This is a genomic window from Chitinivorax tropicus (assembly GCF_014202905.1).
Taxonomy (GTDB): Bacteria; Pseudomonadota; Gammaproteobacteria; order Burkholderiales; family SCOH01; genus Chitinivorax; species Chitinivorax tropicus.
Map to the genome: position 1 here is coordinate 194,792 of NZ_JACHHY010000001.1, position 22,669 is coordinate 217,460.

A 22,669-nucleotide genomic window follows, 5' to 3' on the forward strand; every position below is an offset into this window, starting at 1 on the left:
CACCAAAAAGGCTTTTCAATACAGGCCAGTGGCCAGGGCCGGCCCGCCAAGCCCGCCTGTCGGGCAACTATGTATCTTCATCAGCTGGCAAGCGGCTCGGCCATCGACAAAGCAGCTTCGATATCCACCGCCACCACCCGCGACACCCCTTTTTCCTGCATGGTGATGCCAACCAGCTGATCCGCCATTTCCATCGTAATCTTGTTATGGCTGATGTAAAGAAACTGGGTATTGGCCGACATCCGTTTCACCATATCGCAGAACCGGCTGGTGTTGGCATCATCCAGCGGCGCATCCACCTCATCCAACAAGCAGAACGGGGCCGGATTGAGCTGAAACAGTGCAAACACCAGGCTCAATGCGGTCAGCGCTTTTTCACCGCCCGACAGCAGGTGGATCGTGCTGTTCTTTTTGCCCGGCGGCTGGGCGATCACCTGCACGCCAGCATCCAGAATGGTTTCGCCGGTCATCACCAGCCGCGCCTGCCCCCCGCCGAACAGCAAGGGGAACAGCTCCATCATCGATGCATTCACCTTGTCGAAGGTCGCCTGCAGCAAATCACTCGATTCCTTGTCGATCTTACGGATAGCGCCTTCAAGGGTGTCCATCGCTTCGGTGAGATCCGCCGCCTGTGCGTCCAGAAAGGCTTTCCGGGTACGCGACTCCTCCAGCTCCTGCATCGCGGCCAGGTTGACTGCACCCAATGCATTCAGTTGTTGGGTCAATGAGCCGATCTGCCCGACAAAAGTCGAGACTTTGCCATGGGCAGGCAACATGGGCAGCAACGCGGCCTCATCCGCACCGGCCTCTTGCAATTCCTGTGTAAAGCGTTCGACAGCCAGGCGCGCCTCCTGTTCCTTCAAGCGTAGCTCATTGATACGCTCCCGCAGGGGCTCCTGGCCGTGCTCGATACGCATCTTATCGGACTCCAGCTCACGCAGCTTGTTAGTGGCATGGCCGACCGCATCCCGTGCCTTGGCCAGCTCCACCTCGCGCTCCCCACGTTTGTTCAACGCCGCCTGGATCGATTCATCCAGCAAAGTCGGGTCGAATCCATCCAGCTCCAGCTGCAATGACTCGATGCGCTCAAGCAAGGTATCCTGTTGCTCACCGTGGGTACGCTTCAAGCCTTCCAGCTCGATGATCTTGTTTTGCGCAGTCTTGAGCTGGAACTCAGCCTCCCGCGCTTCACGCTCTGCGTCGCGTAGCCGGTTCCGCGCCGCTTCCAATGCGGTGTCCGTCTGGGTGCGATGTGTGCTGACCGAGGCCATCGCCTCATCCAGATGTGCCAACTGTTCGTCCAGCTCGGTCTGCTTATAGGCGGCTTCGCCCCGGGCCTCGTTTTCCAGCGCGATGGCTTCAGTGATCTCCGCCAGCTCATGCGCGATTTGCTGCCGACGCTGCATCACCCGCTCAACAGATTGCTGCTGGCGTAACAACTCCATCTGCTGTTGATGCAGCTGCCGGCCCAGCTGATCCGATTCGCCGCGTTTACGCTGCAGCTCCGCGAAAATCGAGGCATGGGTTTGTTCTGAGTGCTGGGCGGTCTGCTGGGCCGATTCCAACACGACGGCCTGCGCCTCAATGGCCTGCGCCAGCTGCGTCAGCTCTCGCTGCCTCGCCAGCATGCCAGATTGCACATCCTGCTCGGCATGGAAGCGAGCACTGGTGCGGCTGATCATCAGCCCATCGCGTAGCACCACCCACCCACCATCTGGCAATGCAGCCTGAGCAGCCTCGATATCAGTGATCGATTCGGCGCACCAGACATGGGACAACCAATCCCCCAAGGCCGCACCACATCGGGGGTCAGCCGCCTGCACCTTGCTTTGCAGCGGCAGCCACCCGTGCAGGCTGGGCGGAGCAAGATCGCTTCCGGCTCGTGCGTTGAACAAGGCCAAGCGAGCAGGCGCTCGATCCGCCAACAGGGCGTTGGCCGCCACCGGCATCGGCAGGGCTTGCAGCCGCTCAACCAGCACTGCCTCCAGCGCTGTCTCCCATCCTGCCTCAACCTGCAGCCCTTGCCAGAAACGATTCGCGTCCAACAACTGGTGCCGTGCCAGCCAGGTCTGCAGTTGCTGATCCTGATCAGCCTGTTGCTGCAGTCGCGCCAGCGCGGCATGTTGGGCCTCCAGCCTGGTCAAGTGCTGTTGGCTCTGCTGCAAGGCATGTTGCGCATCACGCTTGGTCTGCTCATGACGCGGGGCGTCCTCCTGCAATGCCGCCAGCTGATCCTCCAACATCAGCCGCCGGGCTTCCAGCTCGGCAATGGCCTCCTCCATGTCGGTCAGGCCATCCTGATCCACGCTGGGTTGCGCCGCCTGCTCCTGTCGCAGACGCTCACGGCGGGCCTCCAATTGCTGGATGGTCTTCAGCGCATGGCTGCCGTGGGCGGCTTCCAGCTCACGGGCCTGCTTGACCTGAGCCAGCTTCTGTTGAATCTCGCCAAAGGATTGCTGAGCCGTCCGCCAGGCGCTCTCCAACGCAGGCATGGCTTCATTGGCTTCCAATAGATGGGTCTGCGCCCATTCCACACGCTCTGCCAGCACCTCGGTTTCACTTTGCCAATGCAAGTGCAGCTCATCGGTCGTACCCACCTGCTGCTGCAATTGCGACAGCTGGGCTTTGGCTTGGCTGATCTGGTTGCCAAGACGCCCACGGCTGTCTTTCAGGTGGATGATCTGCTGCTCCAGCCTCGCCACCTCGGCATTGGCTTCATACAGCCGGCCTTGTACCGCATGCAGCTCGTCACTGGCCGTGAAATGCGTCTCGCGCAATTGCTCCAGCTGGCTTTCGGTGTCGCGCAATTGCGCGGTGGCCGCTTCCAGATCGTTGACTGCCGTGGCGATATCACGCGTCAGTTTCTCCTGGTCTTTCTGCGCCTCCAGCTTACGGAGCAGGGCCAGCAGATTCTGGGTGTTCTCCAGCGTCTGCTTCAGCTGTTGATACTTCTCGGCCACCTCGGCCTGCACCGCCAGCTTTTCCAGCTGGCTTTCCAGCTCCTGGCGGATGTCATCGACCCGTGTCAGATTGTCCCGAGTGTCGTTGAGCCTGGCTTCGGTTTCCTTGCGGCGCTCTTTGTATTTTGATACCCCGGCCGCCTCCTCCAGAAACACGCGCAATTCTTCCGGGCGGGCCTCGATGATGCGCGAGATCATGCCCTGCTCGATCACCGCATAACCACGGGTGCCGACACCCGTCCCCAGGAACAGATCCTGGATGTCACGACGGCGACACTGGATGTTGTTGATGAAATAGCTCGACTCACCCTGCCGGGTCAGCACGCGCTTGATGGAGATCTCGGCATATTGCGACCACTGCCCGGCAGCCCGCCCCAGGCTGTTGTCGAACACCAGCTCAACCGAAGCACGACCGACCGGCTTCCGGTGATCCGAGCCATTGAAGATCACATCCTGCATGGATTCGCCACGCAATTGCTTGGCCGAGCTTTCGCCCAGCACCCAACGAACAGCATCGATCACGTTGGATTTGCCGCAACCATTGGGGCCCACCACCGCCACCAGCTGCCCAGGAACAGGGATCTGCTGAGGATCGACAAAAGATTTGAAGCCCGCGAGTTTGATTTGAGAGAGACGCAAGGAGTGACCTAGAGGACTGAACGATTCGGCGCCGATTTTAACCGGTTTGTACTGATTTGGCCCATTGATCTGGGCTGAGCACCCGCCCATGCTGCCCATCCGCACAGCACATCAACCGCGCATGGATTTTTATGCGATTTTCATGCGATCAGGTTATCATGACAGGCAGTATCCGGCGCTGGCTACCATCGCCAGATCGTGGCAGGCTGCGGCTGCAGCCACTCTACCCTTGAATTCACTGTCGCTTCTGGAGCGCCACCATGTTCAAATTCAAATACCTCGTCGCATCGGCTTGCGTGCTGCTGTCAGCATCGGCATTCGCCTGCGAAGGCTGTGCTGGCCAGCGCACCATCAGTGTGCTCTGCTTTACCGATAACCCCCCGGCATTCTGCAAAAATCGCCCTCAGACCGAAGAAGCAACCAACCTGGCCGATGCAAGCAAGGAGCAACCTGCTACCACAGCCACCGAGCAGACGGAGCCCCCCGCACCGCCCCCACCTCCGCTGCCGCCCCCTGCACCGGAGAAGAAAAGCAAACCCGCCGCCGCTAAAAAGTGATCGCTCCATCACAAGACACCCTGCATGGCGGCCAACGGCCCGCATCGATCGGGCTCGATCTATCCCTAGGGTTGGCGCTCGCCCCGCTGCCCGCTAGCTGGGAGACACAGATCGAGCAATGGATGCAGGCCAACCAGGCTTTGCTGGTCGGCTTGGCGGCACTGGATGCAGGCGGTGGCGAGCTGGCGCACGAATTCGACGCGACGCGACAGAGCGACCGGATCGAGGCCAAGCTGAATTTGACCCTGCATCTTCTGGCTCGATTCATGGCGGCGCAGTGCCCACAGCCCGCAGCCCAACCCGTGACGCTGTATACCGACCGACTGGTCTGGCAGGGCCAGCCACCTCAGTCAATCGACGACGAACAACTGTTGATGCTGTATCTGTCCGCGCAGATCCCCGAGCCGCTCAGGCTGCCGGTGCGAATCGCCGCCTGCAACCCGGCCAATGACAACACCTGGCGCATCGATGCCGAGTTCCAGCACCTATCCGACCCGGTGGCCGATTGGTTGGCGCGCACGATATTCCGCTACCACCGCCGGCAGATCCAAGCCCATCGGAAGTCCACCCAGCCCGGCACCGCCCTGTAGTCCGCCGCCCACCTCAAGCAAGTATTGGGTAATGGCACCATGCTGGATATAATCAGCATCTGAACGGTGATCGGTTCCTGACCCGGGACCCATCCAGCCAACGCCGACCCATCTCAACGACGCACATGCTACCGTTCACCGGATACCCAGGTAACGTGGCAACGGGTTGCGCCCGCTTTCGATCAGCCAGCGCCCCCAGGGCCGACAACAGCGTGATTGACCCGATTCAAAGGCAAGCCCATGGCTCGGCGGTATACCGCCCATGCCAGACACACACACTGTCAACCACGCCAACACCAACCCAGGCTGCTTTTCGCAGATAGGTTGTTGCATCATCAAGAAGGTTTGAAATCCATGATCAGTATTCATTTGACTACCAATACGGGGAACCGCATGCACCCAATCCAGCCACTGATTGAAGAAGCCTTTGAGCGCCGCGCAGACATCAGCCCTGCGACCATCCAACCTGAGCTGAAAGCTGCCATCAACCAAGTGATCAGCGAGTTGGACAGTGGCAGCCTGCGGGTGGCGGAGAAAATCGATGGCCAGTGGGTCACCCACGAGTGGGTCAAAAAAGCAGTGCTGCTGTCTTTCCGTGCGAACGACAATGTCCCGATGGACGGCGGTTGCACCCAGTTTTTCGATAAAGTGCCAAGCAAATTCGCTGATTACGCCGAAGCCGACTTCAAAGCAGGCGGCTTTCGCGTGGTTCCCAATGCCATCGCCCGCCGTGGCAGCTTCATCGGCAAAAACGTGGTGTTGATGCCGTCCTATGTCAATATCGGCGCATTTGTCGATGAAGGCACCATGGTCGATACCTGGGCGACGGTGGGATCATGCGCGCAGATCGGCAAGAACGTGCACCTGTCCGGCGGTGTCGGCATCGGTGGGGTATTGGAGCCGCTGCAGGCCAATCCAACCATCATTGAGGACAATTGCTTCATCGGCGCACGTTCTGAAATCGTCGAGGGCGTGATCGTCGAAGAAGGCTCGGTGATATCGATGGGCGTCTACATTGGCCAATCCACCCGCATCTACGACCGTGAAACCGGTGAGATCAGCTATGGCCGTATCCCGGCGGGCTCAGTCGTTGTCTCGGGTAATCTGCCGTCTGCGGACGGCAAGTACAGCCTCTACTGCGCGGTGATCGTCAAAAAAGTTGACGCCAAGACCCGTGGCAAGGTCGCCATCAATGAGTTGCTGCGCGGTATCTGAGTCTGCAGCCACCTGAAAGAAAGCCGCGCCAGCGGCTTTTTGCCTGATCACACCAGAACGGGCCATCGAACCAGATCTCCCCAATGGAATCAAGCAGATGAAACCGCGCTGGTGATTCACGGTCAAATCTGATAGCGTTATACCGCTTTGGCAGACCAGACACGGGGATTCCGTGGCCAAAGTCTATACATGATCGCATCACCCCGCTTGCGAGGCAGATCGCAAGCATTTGAAATAGGAGGATTTCCTATGGCCAAGAAAGTGGTCACGCTCGCCCATTACTATTGCACACCCGAAATTCAACAGATGGCCGACAAGGTCGGTGACAGCCTGGAGCTGTCGCTGTTTGCCCGCGATTCACACGCAGACACCATCGTGTTCGCCGGGGTGCGCTTCATGGCTGAGACTGCCAAGATACTCAACCCCCATGCTGAAGTGATCCTGCCTGATCGGGGCTCGACCTGTTCGCTGGTCACCCAGACCGATGTTGCCGCCCTCACCGCTTGGCGCAAGCAGCACCCGGATCATGTGCATGTGGCCTATATCAATTCCTCCGCCGAGCACAAAGCGGTGGCGGATTGGATCTGTACCAGCCGTAATGTCGATGACCTGATTGCCGACCTATACGCGCAGGGCAAGAAGGTGATCTTCTCTCCTGATCGCAATATGGGCGCCTATCTGAATTTCCAGTATGGTTACGACATGCCACTGTGGTCAGCGGTCTGCGAGGTGCATGACAAATTCAATGAAGATGCGTTGAATGCCGGGCTGGCTGAGGTGGCAGACAAGTCTGCCTTCCTGATCGCCCATCCGGAAAGCCCCCTGCCGGTGTTGAAACGGGCGGATTATGTCGGCTCGACCTCTGGCATGCTGAACTGGGTCAGACAATTTGCCCAGGCACCCGATTCCGTGATTTTTGTCGCAACTGAGGACGGTATCCTCTACAACATGAAACAGGCGCGGCCCGAGCTGGACATCCGCCAGGCCCCCATCTATGCTGGTTGTCAGTGCAACTCCTGCCCGTACATGAAATTGAACACCATCGAGGCTGTCAAACGCGCACAACAGGGTGAGGGTATCCGTATCGATTATCTGACCGAAGCGCAGATGGATGCGGCCAGACTGCCCATTGAACGCATGCTGGAATTCTCCAAGCGCTACTACGCTTGATCCGGAAGCGACCTACGGGTCGCTTCCTTGTTTCCAACCTACGCATCTTCAGACCTGACTGGCATGGCCCTATTCGACTATCTGATTTTTGTTGGCCGTTTCCAGCCCTTTCACCTCGGCCATCTGCAAACGGTTCGCCATGCTTTACGTGAAGCCGCCAAGGTCATCATCATTGTCGGCTCGGCGCGGGGGGCCCGCACCTTCGAGAATCCGTGGACATTTCAGGAGCGCGAACAACTCATTCGAGCCTGCCTTGCACCGGCAGATCAGCAACGCGTGTTTGTCGTTGGCATTTCCGATCGGATGTACAACGACCAGCAATGGGTGGGTGAGGTGCAGAGCGCAGTTGACAAGGTCATTGCCGTGGACACCGCCAACCTGTCCTCGCGGCCAGCCGAATACCGCATTGGCATGATCAGCAGCAGCCAAGGTCAGGACAACTACTATCTCGAATTCTTTCCACAGTGGCATCAAGTGCACACTGCTGAGTTACCTGGCGTTGCCTCGGCTGACATCCGCCACCACTATTTTGACCCGGCGCTTGCCTGCCAGGCCGCCTATGATGCAGAGCGGTTGCCACCACCAGTGGATGCCTACCTGCAGCAATTCCGCCAGACCGAGCAATACCGGAATCTGGTCACGGAGTATGCCTATATCCAGGACTACAAGCGCAGCTGGGCACGTGCGCCCTACCCACCCACCTTTGTCACCGTGGATACCATGGTGGTGTACTCGGGCCATATCCTGCTGGTGCGGCGTCGGACACAGCCCGGCAAAGGGCTATGGGCATTGCCCGGGGGCTTCGTCGATCAGCAGGAGCGCATCCGGGATGCAGCCATCCGCGAGCTACGCGAGGAAACCAAACTGAAGGTGCCTGCCCCGGTGCTGGCAGGGTCGATCCGAGCCTCTCGTGTCTTCGACCACCCTAAACGCAGCCTGCGGGGCCGCACCATCACCCATGCCTTTCTGATCGAGCTGCCACCTACGCAGGATGGGCTGCCCAAAGTCAAAGGGTCAGACGACGCTGACAAAGCCAAATGGGTGCCCCTGTTTGAATTCAGCAGGATGGAAGACCAGCTGTTCGACGATCACTTCTATATCGTGAACTGGTTTCTGGGGCAGATCTAGATTCTGTTGACACTGCCTCGATGCAAGCCTTGAAACCTATTTCCTCAAGCCAGGACTGACTCACGTCGCCCTCGGCTTGCAGATGAATGGGTCAGCCCCGCCTTGCCACACTGCACGCTAATGTAATCCACCCGCCACCCGGGCTCACAGGGGCGACGATCTGTCTGCCGCTGATCACTACGGCACGGCTGGATCATACCCGGCGGCATGATTCCCACGGTGGAACCGCCAGCCTTGCGGAACAGAACAGCACTGCCTGTAACGAGGTGGTTGAAATCAGGCCAACAGAACCTAGGATAAATTGAGGCACCCTGACCATCGATGTCAAAACCGAGCAACCTTACAAACGATCAAGGTGGGCAAAGCACCCAACGGACACACTATGCCGAATGTCATGTCATTCATTGCAACCATCTGCCTGCTCATCGCGAACTTCGGGCAGGCGTCATATGGTAAGGACATTGTCCGGATCGCTGCGGGCGAGTGGCCGCCCTATCTGTCTGAAAACATGCCAGGGCATGGTGTGGCAGCGCAGATCATCACTGATATTTTCGCTGAGCTTGGTTATCAGGTTGAGTATCGCTTCCTGCCCTGGCCCCGCGCCTTCAAAGAGGCCAAAGCAGGCAATTTCGATGGCACTGCGGTCTGGTTGAAAAATGACGAACGCCTGGCGGATTTTTATTACTCCAATCCAGTCATTCGGGAAAGGCATGTCCTTTTCCACATGAGAGAATTGCCGTTTTCCTGGGAAAGCATCCAGGATCTACAAGGGCTGAAGATCGGTGGCATCCTCAATTTCTCTTATGGGGACGAATTCGACAAAGCCGAGAAAAGCGGGAAGATCCATGTAGACAGGACCAATACAGACGTCCAGAACTTCAGAAAGCTGCTGGCTGGCCGCATCCAGATCTACCCTCAGGAATTGCAGGTTTCCATCAATGTGCTACAGACCAATTTCAGCCCAGAGGAGGTCAGCCGCATCACTTATCATGCCAAGCCACTGATGGAAAAAGACAGTTTTCTGCTGCTCTCAAAAAAGATCAAGCGTAATCAGGATTTGATCAACCTGTTCAACTACAAATTGGATAGATTGAAAGAAAGTGGCAAATATCAAAAATATTTCCCAAGATCTCAGGAGATCAGCCCCAGTAAGTAATGGCCGGTTTTCCTGGCCTATGACGAAGCCTACTGACCGAACCTCATCTGCCTCATTGAGGCTCCACGTTTTCATATTTGCTATACAGCTGGCTTTCCTGCTTTTCCCGCATATCCGCCACTGATTGCCAGATTTTCTGGGCCGCCTCAGGCTGGGCTGCGGCAAACTGCTGGCTGAACAACAGAAAATAGTCTTTTGATTGCAATGGCGGCCCCACTTTTTCAAATAGCTCCGTCTGGCCCATTTTCTTCAGGTAGCTGTCAGCCGATAGCTCCAAGGCTGCGTAGGCATCCAATCGTTTCAGCTTGAGCTTGCTGAAATTTTCCGGGTAACCCCGCCCACCTTCATCCACCGCGATGTTTTTCTCCCGCAATTGAGCTGCCATGGTCCAGCCAGTATTGACGCCAACGGGCAATGTCAGATTGGAGAATTGATTGCCATCCCACATCACCTTGCTGTCCTTGAGGCGATACAGACGATAGCTGATATGCGTCACGCGATACCGCCCATCCGGCTGGCCATCTTTCATCGGATAGGCAAATTTCTTGGCGCGATCCTGCGTATAGGAAAAGATGAATGCGCCATCGATCTTGCCCTCTTCGAGCATTTTCAGCATCCGCAATTGGGGGAGACGTCGTATCTGCACCTGGTAGCCTGCCTGGGTGATGGCATCTCTGACCAACTCGACCGCCAGCCCAGGTGGTGTGGCAATCATATCCCCCTTGCCCACCAGAAAAGGGGTGGAGTCCACGTCAACATAGACCAGATTGATAGGCTCCATCGCTGACACACCAACTGACCACATCAAACCCGCCACCGCCCACGCTTTACTGTGAAATTGCCACATCACGCTCTCTTGATCTCTGCCATCCGCCAGCTTTATTTATAGTGCATCGGCACCGCATCAACATTACCACGATCAAATATCTCAACCCTGGCTGTCACATAGTCAGAACCCGGTGGTGATGCGCAGTGCTGTTGGCATGACATCAGCACCCGCTAAGTATTGTGTCTCACGGCAGTGCTTGGGGGCCAGAGCAACCGCTGGTGGATATGACTTCATCGTCAATCGGCTCGGCGTGGGCTATGAATTCATGCCAACAGAACCTAGAATCATGCCATGTCCGAATGCGTACAATTGACTGGCAAAATGCGACCTCCCACCCATTCACCCCCCTGCCGGCTTCTGCTTTTACCCATGCTGGGGTTGGTCTATGCCACCAGCTCCGCGTTGGCAAAGGATAATGCCAATCTATCTGAACAGGATTTCCTGTTCGACCTGCCACCTATTCTGTCCGCATCCCGCCTGGCACAGCCTTTGGAGCGAACACCTGCTGCCATCACGGTCATTGATCGCGAACAACTGGAGAGCCTGGGAACACGCAATCTACCAGATGTGCTGCGCCTGGTACCAGGCATGGTTGTGGGTAGCCTGGATGGCAATCAGATCGCGGCCAGTTACCACGGGCTGGGTGATCAGCATGCCCGCCGTATGCAGGTCTTGATCGACGGTCGGCCTGTGTATTCCCCCATGCTGGGTGGAGTGGACTGGGTCGATCTGCCCATCAGCATTCAAGACATCGATCGAATTGAAGTCGTGCGCGGGCCGGGTGCTGCCACCTATGGTGCCAATGCTTTTCTGGGCGTCATCAGCATTCTGACACGCCATACAGCAGAAACGCTGGGCTGGTCAGCCAGCACGACCGCTGGTCAATACCAACGCCAGCGTTTCCGCTTTGGTGGACAGGCGGGGGAGGCATTGTATCGATTCACCGCAGAGCGCAATGTTGATCATGGTTTTGCACGAATCCGAGACAGTCGCCAGTATCATTATTTCTCGGGCCGGGCGGATATCCGGGTGGGCGAGCTCGATTCGGTCAGCCTCAACATGGGCGTCGCACAAGGGCATCGAGAGGCCGGCCAGGAAGGCGAAGTGATCAACACGCCACACCATGGGTATCATCAAAGCCAATTTGGACAGCTCCGGTGGCTGCACCCTTTTGCTGATGGCAGTGAGCTGAGCATCCAGCTGTACAGCCAAAGCCGGTACGATAGGCAGGAAACCACCACGGTACCACTTGCGTTGGATGCCCTGCCTCCCCAACCCTATCTGATCGCGACCAATCTTGACGAGGAAACCCGCACTGAGCTTGAAATCCAGCACAGTGTGTCGCCTCATCCCAGTCTGCGCCTTGCCTGGGGCGGCAGCCTGCGCCATGAGCGGGTACGTGCCACGGGTTATATCTCCGGGCCGAGTAGCCGTGTAAGCAATCAATTGCAACGCCTTTTTGCCGATGCCACCTGGCAGCCCAATGCACTATGGTCGGTTCACACCGGGCTGATGATGGAGCGAGATAGACTGGCCGGCAGGAGCACCGCCCCCCGTGTGGCAATCAACTACCAACCATGGGCCAGGCACACCTTTCGGGTCAGTGAATCCCACGCCACCCGTAATCCTGCCTTGTTCGAACAACGGGGAGATTTCGGGATCGATGTCAACCAGCGACGCATCCGGTTCATCTTGGCAGATGGCACCTTGCAAGCGGAAAAGATCCGCAGCCGCGACATCGGCTATCTCTGGCATTGGCCGGATCAGCGACTGAATCTGGACATCCGGTTGTTTGACGATCGTATCGATCACTTGGTCAACCTGACCAAGCGGGGCGCCCGGTCAGCACCCCTTTATTTCCGCAACGAGGTGGGGATTCGTCTTCGAGGGAGCGACATCCAGCTAGGCTGGTCGCCGTGGCAATGGGCGGATCTACGGATAGGCTATACGCGAGCCTCAACCCGTGCGCGCTCCGACTCCACGCCCGATGAATTGGTGGAGTCGGTTCCCCATTACACGTTTACCGGCTCGGCCAGCCTTCGCCAAGGCCGTTGGAGTGGCAACCTGACTTATTTCCGGGTAGGCAAAATGGTATGGATGTGGGATGGTGACCGGGTGGGTGACCTACATCGTTGGGACGCCAGTCTAGGCTACAGCATGCGTCTTGGCAGGCTGGACGGCAAACTCATGCTGTCCGTGCAGAATCTGACCAACAGCCACTATATGGACTTCTACAAGGAGAATTTTGCAAACCGTACCACTGCCCTGACCCTCAGCGTGGACTACTGATGCGGCCAACCTTGCTTCTTCCGACCGTATTGCTGGCCTGGTTGACGGCATCGGGCTGGGCACTGGCCACGCCCGATGTGTTGATTGTCAGCAGTGAGGACAGCCCGCCCTATCAAGAATTGATCCAGACCTTCAGCACCCAGCTGGCTGGACGGGTTGATCAACTGGAAATCAGCGTTCAATCACAGCAGCAACTCAGCGATTCATTGAGTAAACAGCCACCCAGGTTATTGCTTACCTTGGGCGTCAGCGCGACAGAGCAGGCCATTCAGTCCAATCAACGTGTACCACACCTGGCTGTTCTGGTTCCCAGGCTGACCTATGAAAAGCTGCTCAGCAGCAAACCCGCTACAGACCTACGCAATCGCAGTGCCATCTATCTCGACCAGCCTCTTGACCGCTTTCTCGGGCTGGCCAGGTTGGTCGTCCCCAATCTGGAGCGTGTCGCCATTCTGAGCAGCATGGACCCTGCGCCACCGCGAAAACCTTTGGCCAGCGCTTTGAAAAATCCCCCCGCGCTCGTGGTTGAGCTCATCGAAAGCGAACGGGATATTGTCCCGACCATGCAGCGTGTTTTGCCAGGCACCCAGGCCCTGCTTGCCATCCCAGACAACAAGGTCTATACCCCACACACGGCGGAGCTGGTCATCCTGACCGCTTATCGCCAGCGCGTGCCAATCATTGGTTTCTCCAGTACATTCACCCGGGCTGGCGCACTATGTTCCGTATACTCGACACCCAGCCAGATAGGACAGCAAGCAGCAGAAATCGCCAGCAAGGTCTTGTCTGGCCGGGCTGTGCTGCCCGCCCCGCAGTATCCGCAACACTACACCATCAGCGTCAATGACCGGGTTGCCCGCGCATTGGGCATGGAAATCAAGCCTGCCCCCATCTTGTTGGAGCGGCTACATCAGGAACTAGGGGAAAACTGACAATGCTGAAAGGTTTCCTTCCCCGCCTGATTGTCATGATGGTCGCACCAATGCTGCTACTAGGTGTGCTCTTGACCGCCCACTCACTCAGCACCCAGTTGACCGATCTCCGGCAATCGCTACACGACCGGGGCACCCAGCTGGCCAGCAACCTCGCCCCTGCGTGTGAATATGGCGTGATGTCGGGCAATGTGGCCATCCTTGACGAACTGCTGCGTTCTGCATCACTTGCAAACGATGTGGTGTCCATCCGTGTCCAGGACCATCAAGGGCGGGAGCTGGCAAGCATTCAACGTCGTAACCCAGGCCCGGAAGAGCCACTGGAGCGGTTCCGCGCCACAATCGAACACATCGAGATCTCGCTGGATGACTTCGCACAGCAATACGGCGCCCAAAACCACCATCTCGGCGAAGTCGAAGTGGTACTGACCCAGCGGAATATGATCGAACGGCGATATCAGATGATCCGCCATTCGCTGATGATCGGCGTTGCCGGCATTTTGCTGAGCTGCGCCCTGGCCTGGCGTCTATCCAAAGGCTTCCGACAACCAGTCCGCGCCCTCTCCAGAGCAGTCAAACACTTCGGCGCGGGCAAGCTGGATGAACGGGTGCAATGTACCTCCCCGGGTGAGCTGGGCGTCTTGGAGCATGGCTTCAATCGTATGGCCGAAGCCATTGAATCCGCCCAGGAACACCTGCAGGAGCGTATCCGACATGCCACCAGTCAGCTCCGGCATCAAGCAAGCCACGACACGCTGACCGGCCTGATCAATCGTGCTGAGTTCGAGCGACGTGTCGCCCTCGCCATCACCAATGCACAGATGCATCATGCCACGCATGCAATCGGTTATCTCGATCTCGATCAATTCAAGATTGTCAATGACACCTGTGGCCATGCCGCAGGCGATGCATTGCTGAGGCAATTGTCGATGTTATTGGAACAGCAAGTACCCAAGGGCGCCATACTGGCACGATTGGGCGGCGATGAGTTCGGCCTGTTGATGGAACACACACCCATCGAGGCTGCATCCCAATTGGCCGGCAATCTGTTGGACACCATCAATCGATTCCGTTTTACGTGGGAAGGCAAATCATTTGGTGTGGGTGCCAGCATTGGCCTGGCCGCGATCAATGCCGAAACGGCCAATCTGCATCAGGTGCTAGCCCATGCAGATGCGGCCTGCTTCAGCGCCAAGGATAGTGGTCGCAACCGTATCCAGATCCACCAGGCAAGTGATACCGAGATTCAACGACGACAAGGCGAAATGCATTGGGTGGGTCGCATCAATCACGCGCTTGAACAAGGGCAGCTACAGCTGTTCCATCAACCGATCATGGATATTCTGCACCAGGCCCCGATCGATCATATTGAAGTGCTGCTGCGCATCATGGACAGCCATGGCACCCTGATCACACCGATGGCCTTCATTCCCGCAGCGGAACGTTACAACTTGATGCCCACCCTCGATCGCTGGGTGATCTCACATGTATTCGAGCAGCTTGGGACTTGGCAACAACAGGGGCACGCCATGCCGACCACGTGCTCCATCAATCTGTCGGGCATGTCCTTGGGCGACCCGGAATTGTTTGATTTCATCCTCACCCATCTTGAACAGCATGCGCTGCCAGCTGAGCGAATCTGCTTTGAGATCACCGAAACAGCTGCCATCGTGAATCTGCCACAAGCCGTTGACCTGATGCAGCGTCTGCGCAAATTGGGGTGTCGATTCTCCTTGGATGACTTTGGCAGCGGGGTATCCTCGATGGGCTACCTCAAGCAACTGCCTGTGGATTACGTGAAAATAGACGGCGTATTTGTCCGAGACATCGCCCATGACCCAATCAGCCGGGCCATGGTCGCCTCCATCAACGAAATCAGCCACTTGATGGGGCTCAAAACCATAGCAGAGTACGTCGATACGGTTGAAGTGCTGGATATATTACAGGCACTGCGTGTGGACTTCGCACAGGGTTACTGGATTGCGGCACCCAGACCCCTGAGCGAATTTTCCACCAAACGACCAATCAATCCTTCGATCAGAGAGGCCGATACAGCATCTTAGGCTCTGCTGGCAAGATTGAACGGCACATACCACAGCAGGTTGGCCGTCGGGAACACGCTGACGGGATACAGGCTGACACTGGCGGAGAGCCAGGTGTATTACCCGCTATGGGGTCTGTTACGGGCTCATCCTGCTTGATCATCCTGCCTTGCATCTCATCATCAATAATGGCGATGATGCCGGGCACCCAGCCAATCCGACGCATTACTGCATCGAACGGATCACCCCGACACATAACCCCTCAATATCAAGTGTTTCACGACGAGGGTCAACGACGATAGGTGGGTAATCCGGGTTTTCCGCGATCAATTCGACCACCTCGCCATTGCGGTGGAACCGTTTGACAGTGACATCATCTTGCAGACGGGCAATGACAATCTGCCCCTCCCGGATCGTCTGTGTACGATGAACGGCAATCAGGTCGCCATCCAGAATGCCTGCATTGATCATACTGTTGCCGCGCACGCGCAGCAGATAGTCTGCTGGCATGGAGAACAGATTCGGGTCCACCAGATAATGATGCTCGACATGCTCCTGTGCCAGGATCGGTGAGCCCGCCGCAACACGGCCAATGACAGGCAAGCCTTCCTGTTTGGCCTCGTCCTTCAGGCGAATACCTCGTGCCACGCCGGCCTGCAATTCGATCACGTTCTTCTTGACCAGCGCCTTGACATGATCCACAGCTGCATTGATCGAGCGGAAGCCCAGCCCTTCTGCAATATCGGCAAATGTCGGTGGGCTGCCGTTTTCGCGGATATAGTCACGGATGAAGTCGAGTACGACTTGTTGACGCGCGGTTAATCGTTCCATTGTTGTATTCCCTGCTTGAGATCAGGATCAAAATTTCCAAGCAGGATTATAGAACAGAAACTGTAAAAAATAACAGTTAAAAATGAAGAAATTGGAGGGATTGGGTGAAATGGCGCCAGCGGAACAGGGCTGGCAGCCCGAATCTTAACGCTGACATGGCTTGTTTTTCAAGCCCGGGCGGTTGATGCCAACGCAATACCACGACAGATCCAGGCAACAGGTGAGCACTTGGCAGTCAGATACTCACCTGCGCATGCTCATAATGGAGCCAGATAGATTCCAATTGTGCAGCCGATACCGGCGAACCAGACCAATGAGCGCAAGGCTTGTTGATCTGCGAGATAACACAGGCCATAGACAAGACGGATCAACACAAAAGCAATTGCCAGGGTATCGATACGGTCCTGCGGGGCATGTGCCTGCTGAGCAAGCAGCACTGCTGGCGCAAACATGGCCAAGGCCTCCCAACTGTTCTGCTGCGCCCAGCTGGCGCGTTTACGCCACCCTTCGAGTTTATCCAGATACGGGCGGGGTGCCCGATTGTTGTAACCTGGCTGCGCCTTGGCAAGCGCAACCCAGATGATCGGCATCAAGGCACTGATCATGACACACCAATAAGCAGCAGTCACAGACTTCTCTCCAAACGAACATTAGATTGCCGACGATACTTGGATGCCATTGTAGCAATCAAACCAACAGCAGCTGGAATATATACCACTGATTTGTCCACAATTGGCTCAGCGCGGGCAGCAGCGCTGTCAATTGATCCTGGGTAGCGCCAGCCGTGCAGCCAAGCCGACAAAGACCACACCCAACACGCCGTCACCAAGCCGTGAGGCCTGTCTTGGCATTTGCCAGCGCTGACGGATGCTGGCCAGCAGACAGACCAGCAGCACATTGAATATGGCTGCCAAGGCCGTGAGCAACACGCCCCAACTGATCAATTGCAGTGGTAATGCGGCATGGCCAGGCACCACAAACTGCGGCAGGAACAAGCTGAAAAACAGCAGAGCTTTCGGGTTCGTCAAATTGCCCAGACAACCACGCATCAGAATGGCCCATCCGTTTCCCTGTGGCGCTGTCGGCAACCCAGCACCCTTGACTGAGGTGGGCCGCCAAGCGCCATACAACGACTGGATACCCAAACACAGCAGATAGATCGCCCCGATAGCCTTGATGATCGCCACCCAGGCCGGCATCACTTGCAGGACACCACCAAGACCAGAGGCCACCAGCGCCGCCAACATCACCCCAGCCAACGCGATCCCTGCTGTGCAGAGCAGGCCGGCTCGCCGCCCCTGTGCGACAGTGTAAGCCGTGATCAAGGCCATATCCGGGCCGGGAATGACTACCAGTGCCAGGCAGGCCAGCAGAAAGGTCGGTAACAACGCCACATCGATCGGCATCATGTATGACGCCCAGCAAAATCCTGCATGAAGGATACCAATGCATCGACCCCGTCCATGGGCATGGCGTTGTAGATGGAAGCGCGCATACCGCCTACCGATTTGTGCCCTTTCAACTGCAACAGGCGATGGTCGGCAGCCTCTTTCAGGAAAGCGGCGTTCAGCGCGTCATCATGCAGAACAAAGGGAATATTCATTCGAGAACGGCATGCGATGTCGATTGGGTTACGGTAGAAGCCTTGGCTGCCATCGATGGCTGCATAGATTTTATCGGCCTTGGCGATATTGATCTGTTCCATTGCAGCCACGCCACCTTTGGCCTTCAGCCACTTGAAGATCAGGCCAGCCACATAGACGGCAAAGGTGGCCGGGGTATTCAGCATCGAATCGTTGTCGGCCACTAGCTGGTAATTCATCAATTTAGGGGTCAGCGGCAGTGCATGGCCCAGCAGGTCTTCGCGAACGATGACGATCACGAGGCCAGAAGGGCCGATGTTCTTTTGCGCACCGGCGTAGATCAGCCCGAAGCGGCTCACGTCGACCGGCCTGGACAAGATGTTGGACGACATGTCTGCCACCAGCGGGATATCGCCTACCGTTGGTACGCTCTGGAATTCCACACCGCCAATGGTCTCGTTTGGCGTGTAGTGTAAATAGGCCGCATCCGGGCGGACCTGCCAACGAGTCAGGTCTGGGATATAGGTGAACTGCCGGTCCTCGCCACTGGCGGCCACGTGGATATCACCATAGCGCCGTGCCTCGGCAATGGCGCCTTTCGACCAGTGCCCAGTATTCACATAGTCTGCTTTACCGGTACGACCGATGAGGTTCAAGGGTATCGCGGAGAACTGAGTGGTCGCGCCCCCCTGCAGGAACAATACCTTGTAATGAGCGGGGATCGCCATCAAATCCCGTAGGTCCGCCTCGGCCTCCTGAATGATCTGCGTGAATTCAGGCCCGCGATGGCTCATTTCCATCACTGACATGCCTGAGCCATGCCAATCCAACAACTCCTGCTGTGTCTGCAGCAAAACATCCTTGGGCAGCACAGCGGGGCCTGCCGAGAAATTGTAAACCGTGGTCACGACTACCTCGTCTGATCAATTCGAAGAAAGATGGGTGGCCTACGCAACACCAGGACGATACGCCCCACGCCGGCTGCAGGTCTGAGCAACATCGGCAACACCACAGGCTGTATTGTGCAATGCGGCCCATCTCATGCATACATACAATTGGCGCTATTTACCACAATACAGTGGCCCCGCCAGAAACGAAAAGCCGCTTCGTGTCGCAAAGCGGCTTTCTGGCCAGCCTGGCCATGTCATTGGCCTGGCATGTTGCTTACTTGCCTTTGTCCTTCGATGGGGCAGCCGGCGCAGGCGCGCTGTCAATCTTCTTCACCATGTCAGCGAATGAAGTCTGCTTGGCACCACGCAGCTGTTCTGCGGCACGCTCGGTGGCCAGCTTCATGGCATCCGCCGAAATCTGCGGTTGCAGCTGTTGCAGCTTCTTGCCGGTCGCGGTGTTGTTGAATGCTGCCACCTCGCGCATCTCCTGCTCGGTCAGGCTTTTGGAATAGGCCTCCGCCGCCGCACCTTCCAGAATCTTGGTCATATCGACCTTATCCAGTGCGGTTTTGAAATCGTCACCCATGATCTTCATGACTTTCTCGCCATTGCCCATCAGCTTTTTCTTCTGCTCATCGGACAAAGTCTTGTCTTCGTTGATGGCACGCGGCGCGGCGGATGAGGCTGCCATGAGCCATTGACGGAACATCAGTTCCTTGAGCTGCGCGGTAGAGCGTTTCACATCCAACGTGGCCAACAGCTCTTTGGCCGCTTTCTGTTTCTCGGGGGTCAGCGGTGCGTCAGCAGCCTGTAACGGCCCTGCCACCATTGCACCCAATAATGCGGCATACATCACATTAACCAGTTTCATCTACTTCTCCGTTATTTGAATATATTGCGGATGTTGCCGCCCATGCTCCGTTGTCATATTGACAAGCCTCAGCCCTTGAATCATGTCAACAGAGCCCAGGATGGATTTTACCGTGTAAAGGCATCGTCCATTTGACCAAACCACAACTTTGCCCTGGCAAGGGTGTCAGTTGAATTGTTTTTCAATGGCCCGATCACGTGCGGCGCCGATCAGTGGCATCATCTGCTTCATGGTGCGCTGCATGGCCTCTGTCAGCATGGCAGGCAGTGGTGTGCTGGAGGTTTCACTGCCTACCGGGCTTTGCAATAGAGTCTGCAGGTCTGATTCCTGGAAATATTGGCCGGATACCGCCAACAGGTTGTCTTCCATCAGCACCGTCAGATCCAGTTGTTTGATCTCATCGGCAAAGGCCTGCAGAAGTTTGTCCTGCTGCTTGGCGAGCTGCTGCTTGCTGTGCTGGCGCTTGTCGAAATCCCAATAGGGACGCTGATCGATCCACTCATCGGCCACCTGCGGCAAGGTGGATTGGGTCTGTTGCACGATGGCCGCGAGCATCTGCTGCAACTGGCCATTGAACTCAAAACGCTGAATGAGCGCTTTGACTGTTTCTCTTGATACCGGCTGCACGGGTGTCTCGGCATTTGCCCAATTCAATTGCACCACCAATGCCACGGCCAGCAAAGCCTGCCATCGTTTCATGCAAGGGTTCCTCTCAAGGTTTTGTTGACGTGGCCCCACAGCCGACAACCCTGGCCAAAGCCAGCGTCATGAGCGCCGGATGGGCGAGCGATATTCGGATCGGTCAGCGATGCGCCGCACGACACATCGCCACGTCCCATCAGGTCAACCTGCTCATGGGCGGGCCGCACAACGCCCACTATACCAGCAGAAAATGCGCACGAGCCACTGCCACCGGCTTGTTACGATCAGTCTGCCACGCTGTCATCAACACATTGGCCACCCGCTTGCCTTGCTTGGTGATATCACAGACGGCAAACAAGTCCTGGGCTTTTCCAGGGCGCAGGTAATCCAGCGAGAAATCGATCGTCTTGGGGATTTCATTGGATTCCCTCGCCCAGATCAGATGCAAAAGCGCAGCATTCTCCAGAAAGCCACCAATTGCCCCGCCATGCAAAGCCGGCAGCAAGGTGTTGCCAATATTGGCAGCATTGAACGGCAAGGTGAAGAACGGCTCGCCATCTTGTTCTGTCATCTTGACCCCCAGCAATGTGGCGTAGGGGATCTGGGCGATGATATCGGAATAGTCGCCACTGCTTTTTGCGGTGGCCAGTTTGTCAACTAGATTCATCGTCCGCCTCACTTCAATATGGCCGCGTTCGAATCGCGCATGAATGTGCCGACACTGTAGGCAATCGGCTGATCCAGGCCATCCTGATAGGCGGTGGCGCGGGTGAATGCCACGTTCTTGGTCATTCGATAACACTCAGCTGTGCAGTAGATGGTCTGGCCGGGCACCGCAGATTGTAGATAATCGATCCGCAGATCCAATGTTGCGATGGCTTCGGACTCGGCCAGATGTGAAAACACCGCCAGCCCGCTGGTGGTGTCGATCAGCGATGTGATCACGCCACCGTGTACGACGCCGGTCTTGGGGTTGCCGATCAGATCTGGCCGGTAGTCGATCTTCATGGTGGCCCGGCCACGTTCGCCCTGGACATACTGCAGGCCTATCGTCTTGGAATGGGGGATCTCGGTGAACCAGCGTGCAACCGACTCAAACAGCGCCTGGTTGACCACTGGCAATGGCAAAATGGACATGTGTGGCTCCTGCACAAAACAAGACAGCCGGTAGAAAGCCACCGGCTGTCAGCAATCCTGTTCTGGATTCTAGCAGTTATTGCATCGCAACATACTTGTTTTGCCGATTTGGATTCAGCATTCAAGCCTGCGCCAACAACCATTGCACATAGCGCGACACACCCTGCTCCACCGTCAGGAACGGCTGATCGTAGCCCGCATTGCGCAAAGCGGTGATATCCGCCTGGGTGAAGCTCTGGTATTTGCCTTTCAGGGCATCGGGGAAGGATACATATTCCAACAAGCCTTGCTCGACCAGCTCCGCCAGGCTCAGCGCAGGCTTTCCTTCTGCCGCCCGGCAAGCGTTGACTGAGGCCACCGCTACATCATTGAAGCTCTGAGCCTGCCCGGTCCCCAAGTTGAAAATGCCGGACTTGCCTGGATTATCCAGAAAATGCAGATTGACCTTGACGACGTCTTCGACTGACACGAAATCACGGCGCTGTTCGCCGTTGGCATAGCCATCGCAGCCCTCGAACAGCTTGACACACCCCTCGGTACGATATTGCTTGAAGTGATGGGACGCCACCGAGGCCATCCGCCCCTTATGCTGCTCACGCGGGCCGTAGACATTGAAGTAGCGGAACCCCACGACCTGACTGGTCAATTCGTTCCAACGACGGCGCACCACTTGGTCAAACAGGAATTTGGAATAGCCATAGATGTTCAGTGGGCCTTCAAATTCACGCGATTCGCGGAAGACCTTGCCTGCGCCATAGGTAGCGGCACTGGATGCATACAGGAAAGGGATATCTTCTGCCTGACAGTACTCGAACAAACTCAGCGTATAACGATAGTTGTTCTCCATCATGTACTTGCCATCAGTTTCCATGGTATCGGAGCACGCACCCTGGTGCAGAATGGCATCCACATCGCCATCGAACGCGCCATCCAGAAACAGCTCGATGAAGTCTTCCTTGTCGAGATAATCAGCAATTTCGCAATCGATCAGGTTCTTGAACTTGTCGGCTTTTTTCAGATTATCCACTGCGATGATGTCAGTCTGCCCACGCTCATTGAGCGCCTTGACCAGATTGGAGCCGATAAACCCGGCTGCGCCGGTAACGATGATGGTCATGTGTGTCTCTCCATCGGCCAGCGGCGATGCCGGCCTGTTATATCACCGGCCAGACCGGTGGTTTGAAATGCTGAAATCCTAGCGCCAGGTG

20 protein-coding genes are annotated in these 22,669 nt (G+C 56.7%); 9 read left to right on the top strand and 11 right to left on the bottom strand.

Going from position 1 to position 22,669, the window contains the following annotated elements; translation table 11 throughout:
- Positions 1 to 80: 80 nt before the first annotated feature.
- Positions 81 to 3,599 (bottom strand): chromosome segregation protein SMC, encoded by a 3,519-nt coding sequence (gene smc / locus HNQ59_RS00700; protein WP_184033783.1) that lies wholly within the window; start codon positions 3,597 to 3,599, stop codon positions 81 to 83.
- A gap of 260 nt (positions 3,600 to 3,859) precedes the next feature.
- On the opposite strand from smc, the gene HNQ59_RS00705 reads away from it, so the two are divergent.
- From HNQ59_RS00705 to HNQ59_RS00730, 6 genes are all read left to right on the top strand, one after another.
- The gene (locus tag HNQ59_RS00705) at positions 3,860 to 4,156 is read left to right on the top strand and encodes a hypothetical protein (RefSeq protein WP_184033786.1); all 297 of its coding nucleotides are present in this window, start codon (positions 3,860 to 3,862) and stop codon (positions 4,154 to 4,156) included.
- Positions 4,153 to 4,746, top strand: a complete 594-nt coding sequence (locus HNQ59_RS00710; protein WP_184033789.1) for a PilZ domain-containing protein — start codon at positions 4,153 to 4,155, stop codon at positions 4,744 to 4,746. The genes HNQ59_RS00705 and HNQ59_RS00710 overlap by 4 nt, the downstream gene beginning before the upstream one ends.
- Before the next feature lie 393 nt (positions 4,747 to 5,139).
- On the top strand, positions 5,140 to 5,961 hold the full coding sequence (gene dapD / locus HNQ59_RS00715; RefSeq protein ID WP_184033792.1) for a 2,3,4,5-tetrahydropyridine-2,6-dicarboxylate N-succinyltransferase: 822 nt from the start codon (positions 5,140 to 5,142) through the stop codon (positions 5,959 to 5,961).
- A gap of 249 nt (positions 5,962 to 6,210) precedes the next feature.
- The gene (gene nadA, locus HNQ59_RS00720; protein WP_184033795.1) at positions 6,211 to 7,131 is read left to right on the top strand and encodes a quinolinate synthase NadA; all 921 of its coding nucleotides are present in this window, start codon (positions 6,211 to 6,213) and stop codon (positions 7,129 to 7,131) included.
- Positions 7,132 to 7,194: 63 nt separating this feature from the next.
- Positions 7,195 to 8,259 (top strand): bifunctional nicotinamide-nucleotide adenylyltransferase/Nudix hydroxylase, encoded by a 1,065-nt coding sequence (locus HNQ59_RS00725; RefSeq protein WP_184034125.1) that lies wholly within the window; start codon positions 7,195 to 7,197, stop codon positions 8,257 to 8,259.
- Between the two features lie 394 nt (positions 8,260 to 8,653).
- Positions 8,654 to 9,415: a substrate-binding periplasmic protein gene (locus tag HNQ59_RS00730; RefSeq protein ID WP_184033798.1), complete on the top strand. Its 762-nt coding sequence runs from the start codon at positions 8,654 to 8,656 to the stop codon at positions 9,413 to 9,415.
- Between the two features lie 52 nt (positions 9,416 to 9,467).
- On the opposite strand, the gene HNQ59_RS00735 is transcribed toward HNQ59_RS00730, so the two are convergent.
- Positions 9,468 to 10,262: a substrate-binding periplasmic protein gene (locus tag HNQ59_RS00735; RefSeq protein WP_184033802.1), complete on the bottom strand. Its 795-nt coding sequence runs from the start codon at positions 10,260 to 10,262 to the stop codon at positions 9,468 to 9,470.
- Between the two features lie 351 nt (positions 10,263 to 10,613).
- Between HNQ59_RS00735 and HNQ59_RS00740 the strand changes: the two genes are divergently transcribed.
- Genes HNQ59_RS00740 through HNQ59_RS00750 form a run of 3 tightly spaced genes read left to right on the top strand, consistent with a single transcriptional unit; the run spans position 10,614 to position 15,528 of the window.
- The gene (locus HNQ59_RS00740; protein WP_184033805.1) at positions 10,614 to 12,533 is read left to right on the top strand and encodes a TonB-dependent receptor plug domain-containing protein; all 1,920 of its coding nucleotides are present in this window, start codon (positions 10,614 to 10,616) and stop codon (positions 12,531 to 12,533) included.
- Complete coding sequence (locus tag HNQ59_RS00745) at positions 12,533 to 13,465, top strand: ABC transporter substrate-binding protein (RefSeq protein ID WP_184033808.1); 933 nt, start codon at positions 12,533 to 12,535, stop codon at positions 13,463 to 13,465. The genes HNQ59_RS00740 and HNQ59_RS00745 overlap by 1 nt, the downstream gene beginning before the upstream one ends.
- 2 nt (positions 13,466 to 13,467) lie before the next feature.
- Positions 13,468 to 15,528 carry a putative bifunctional diguanylate cyclase/phosphodiesterase gene (locus HNQ59_RS00750; protein ID WP_184033811.1) on the top strand — a complete coding sequence of 687 codons (2,061 nt, stop codon included), beginning with the start codon at positions 13,468 to 13,470 and terminating at the stop codon, positions 15,526 to 15,528.
- Between the two features lie 204 nt (positions 15,529 to 15,732).
- On the opposite strand, the gene lexA is transcribed toward HNQ59_RS00750, so the two are convergent.
- The 9 genes from lexA to rfaD form a co-directional block, all read right to left on the bottom strand.
- Positions 15,733 to 16,338 (bottom strand): transcriptional repressor LexA, encoded by a 606-nt coding sequence (lexA, locus tag HNQ59_RS00755; RefSeq protein ID WP_184033814.1) that lies wholly within the window; start codon positions 16,336 to 16,338, stop codon positions 15,733 to 15,735.
- 257 nt (positions 16,339 to 16,595) lie between these two features.
- Positions 16,596 to 16,967 carry an MAPEG family protein gene (locus tag HNQ59_RS00760; protein ID WP_184033817.1) on the bottom strand — a complete coding sequence of 124 codons (372 nt, stop codon included), beginning with the start codon at positions 16,965 to 16,967 and terminating at the stop codon, positions 16,596 to 16,598.
- Positions 16,968 to 17,096: 129 nt separating this feature from the next.
- Complete coding sequence (locus HNQ59_RS00765) at positions 17,097 to 17,747, bottom strand: LysE family translocator (RefSeq protein WP_184033820.1); 651 nt, start codon at positions 17,745 to 17,747, stop codon at positions 17,097 to 17,099.
- A complete protein-coding gene (gene serC, locus HNQ59_RS00770; protein WP_184033823.1) occupies positions 17,744 to 18,829 on the bottom strand; it encodes a 3-phosphoserine/phosphohydroxythreonine transaminase in 1,086 nt (361 codons plus the stop codon). Before serC ends, HNQ59_RS00765 begins: the two co-directional genes overlap by 4 nt.
- A gap of 256 nt (positions 18,830 to 19,085) precedes the next feature.
- Positions 19,086 to 19,682 carry a DUF2059 domain-containing protein gene (locus tag HNQ59_RS00775; RefSeq protein WP_184033826.1) on the bottom strand — a complete coding sequence of 199 codons (597 nt, stop codon included), beginning with the start codon at positions 19,680 to 19,682 and terminating at the stop codon, positions 19,086 to 19,088.
- 165 nt (positions 19,683 to 19,847) lie between these two features.
- A complete protein-coding gene (locus HNQ59_RS00780) occupies positions 19,848 to 20,381 on the bottom strand; it encodes a DUF2059 domain-containing protein (RefSeq protein WP_184033829.1) in 534 nt (177 codons plus the stop codon).
- Positions 20,382 to 20,559: 178 nt separating this feature from the next.
- Positions 20,560 to 20,991 (bottom strand): PaaI family thioesterase, encoded by a 432-nt coding sequence (locus HNQ59_RS00785; protein ID WP_184033831.1) that lies wholly within the window; start codon positions 20,989 to 20,991, stop codon positions 20,560 to 20,562.
- 8 nt (positions 20,992 to 20,999) lie between these two features.
- Complete coding sequence (locus tag HNQ59_RS00790; RefSeq protein WP_221320146.1) at positions 21,000 to 21,461, bottom strand: PaaI family thioesterase; 462 nt, start codon at positions 21,459 to 21,461, stop codon at positions 21,000 to 21,002.
- A gap of 121 nt (positions 21,462 to 21,582) precedes the next feature.
- The gene (gene rfaD, locus HNQ59_RS00795; RefSeq protein WP_184033834.1) at positions 21,583 to 22,578 is read right to left on the bottom strand and encodes an ADP-glyceromanno-heptose 6-epimerase; all 996 of its coding nucleotides are present in this window, start codon (positions 22,576 to 22,578) and stop codon (positions 21,583 to 21,585) included.
- Positions 22,579 to 22,669 lie beyond the last annotated feature (91 nt).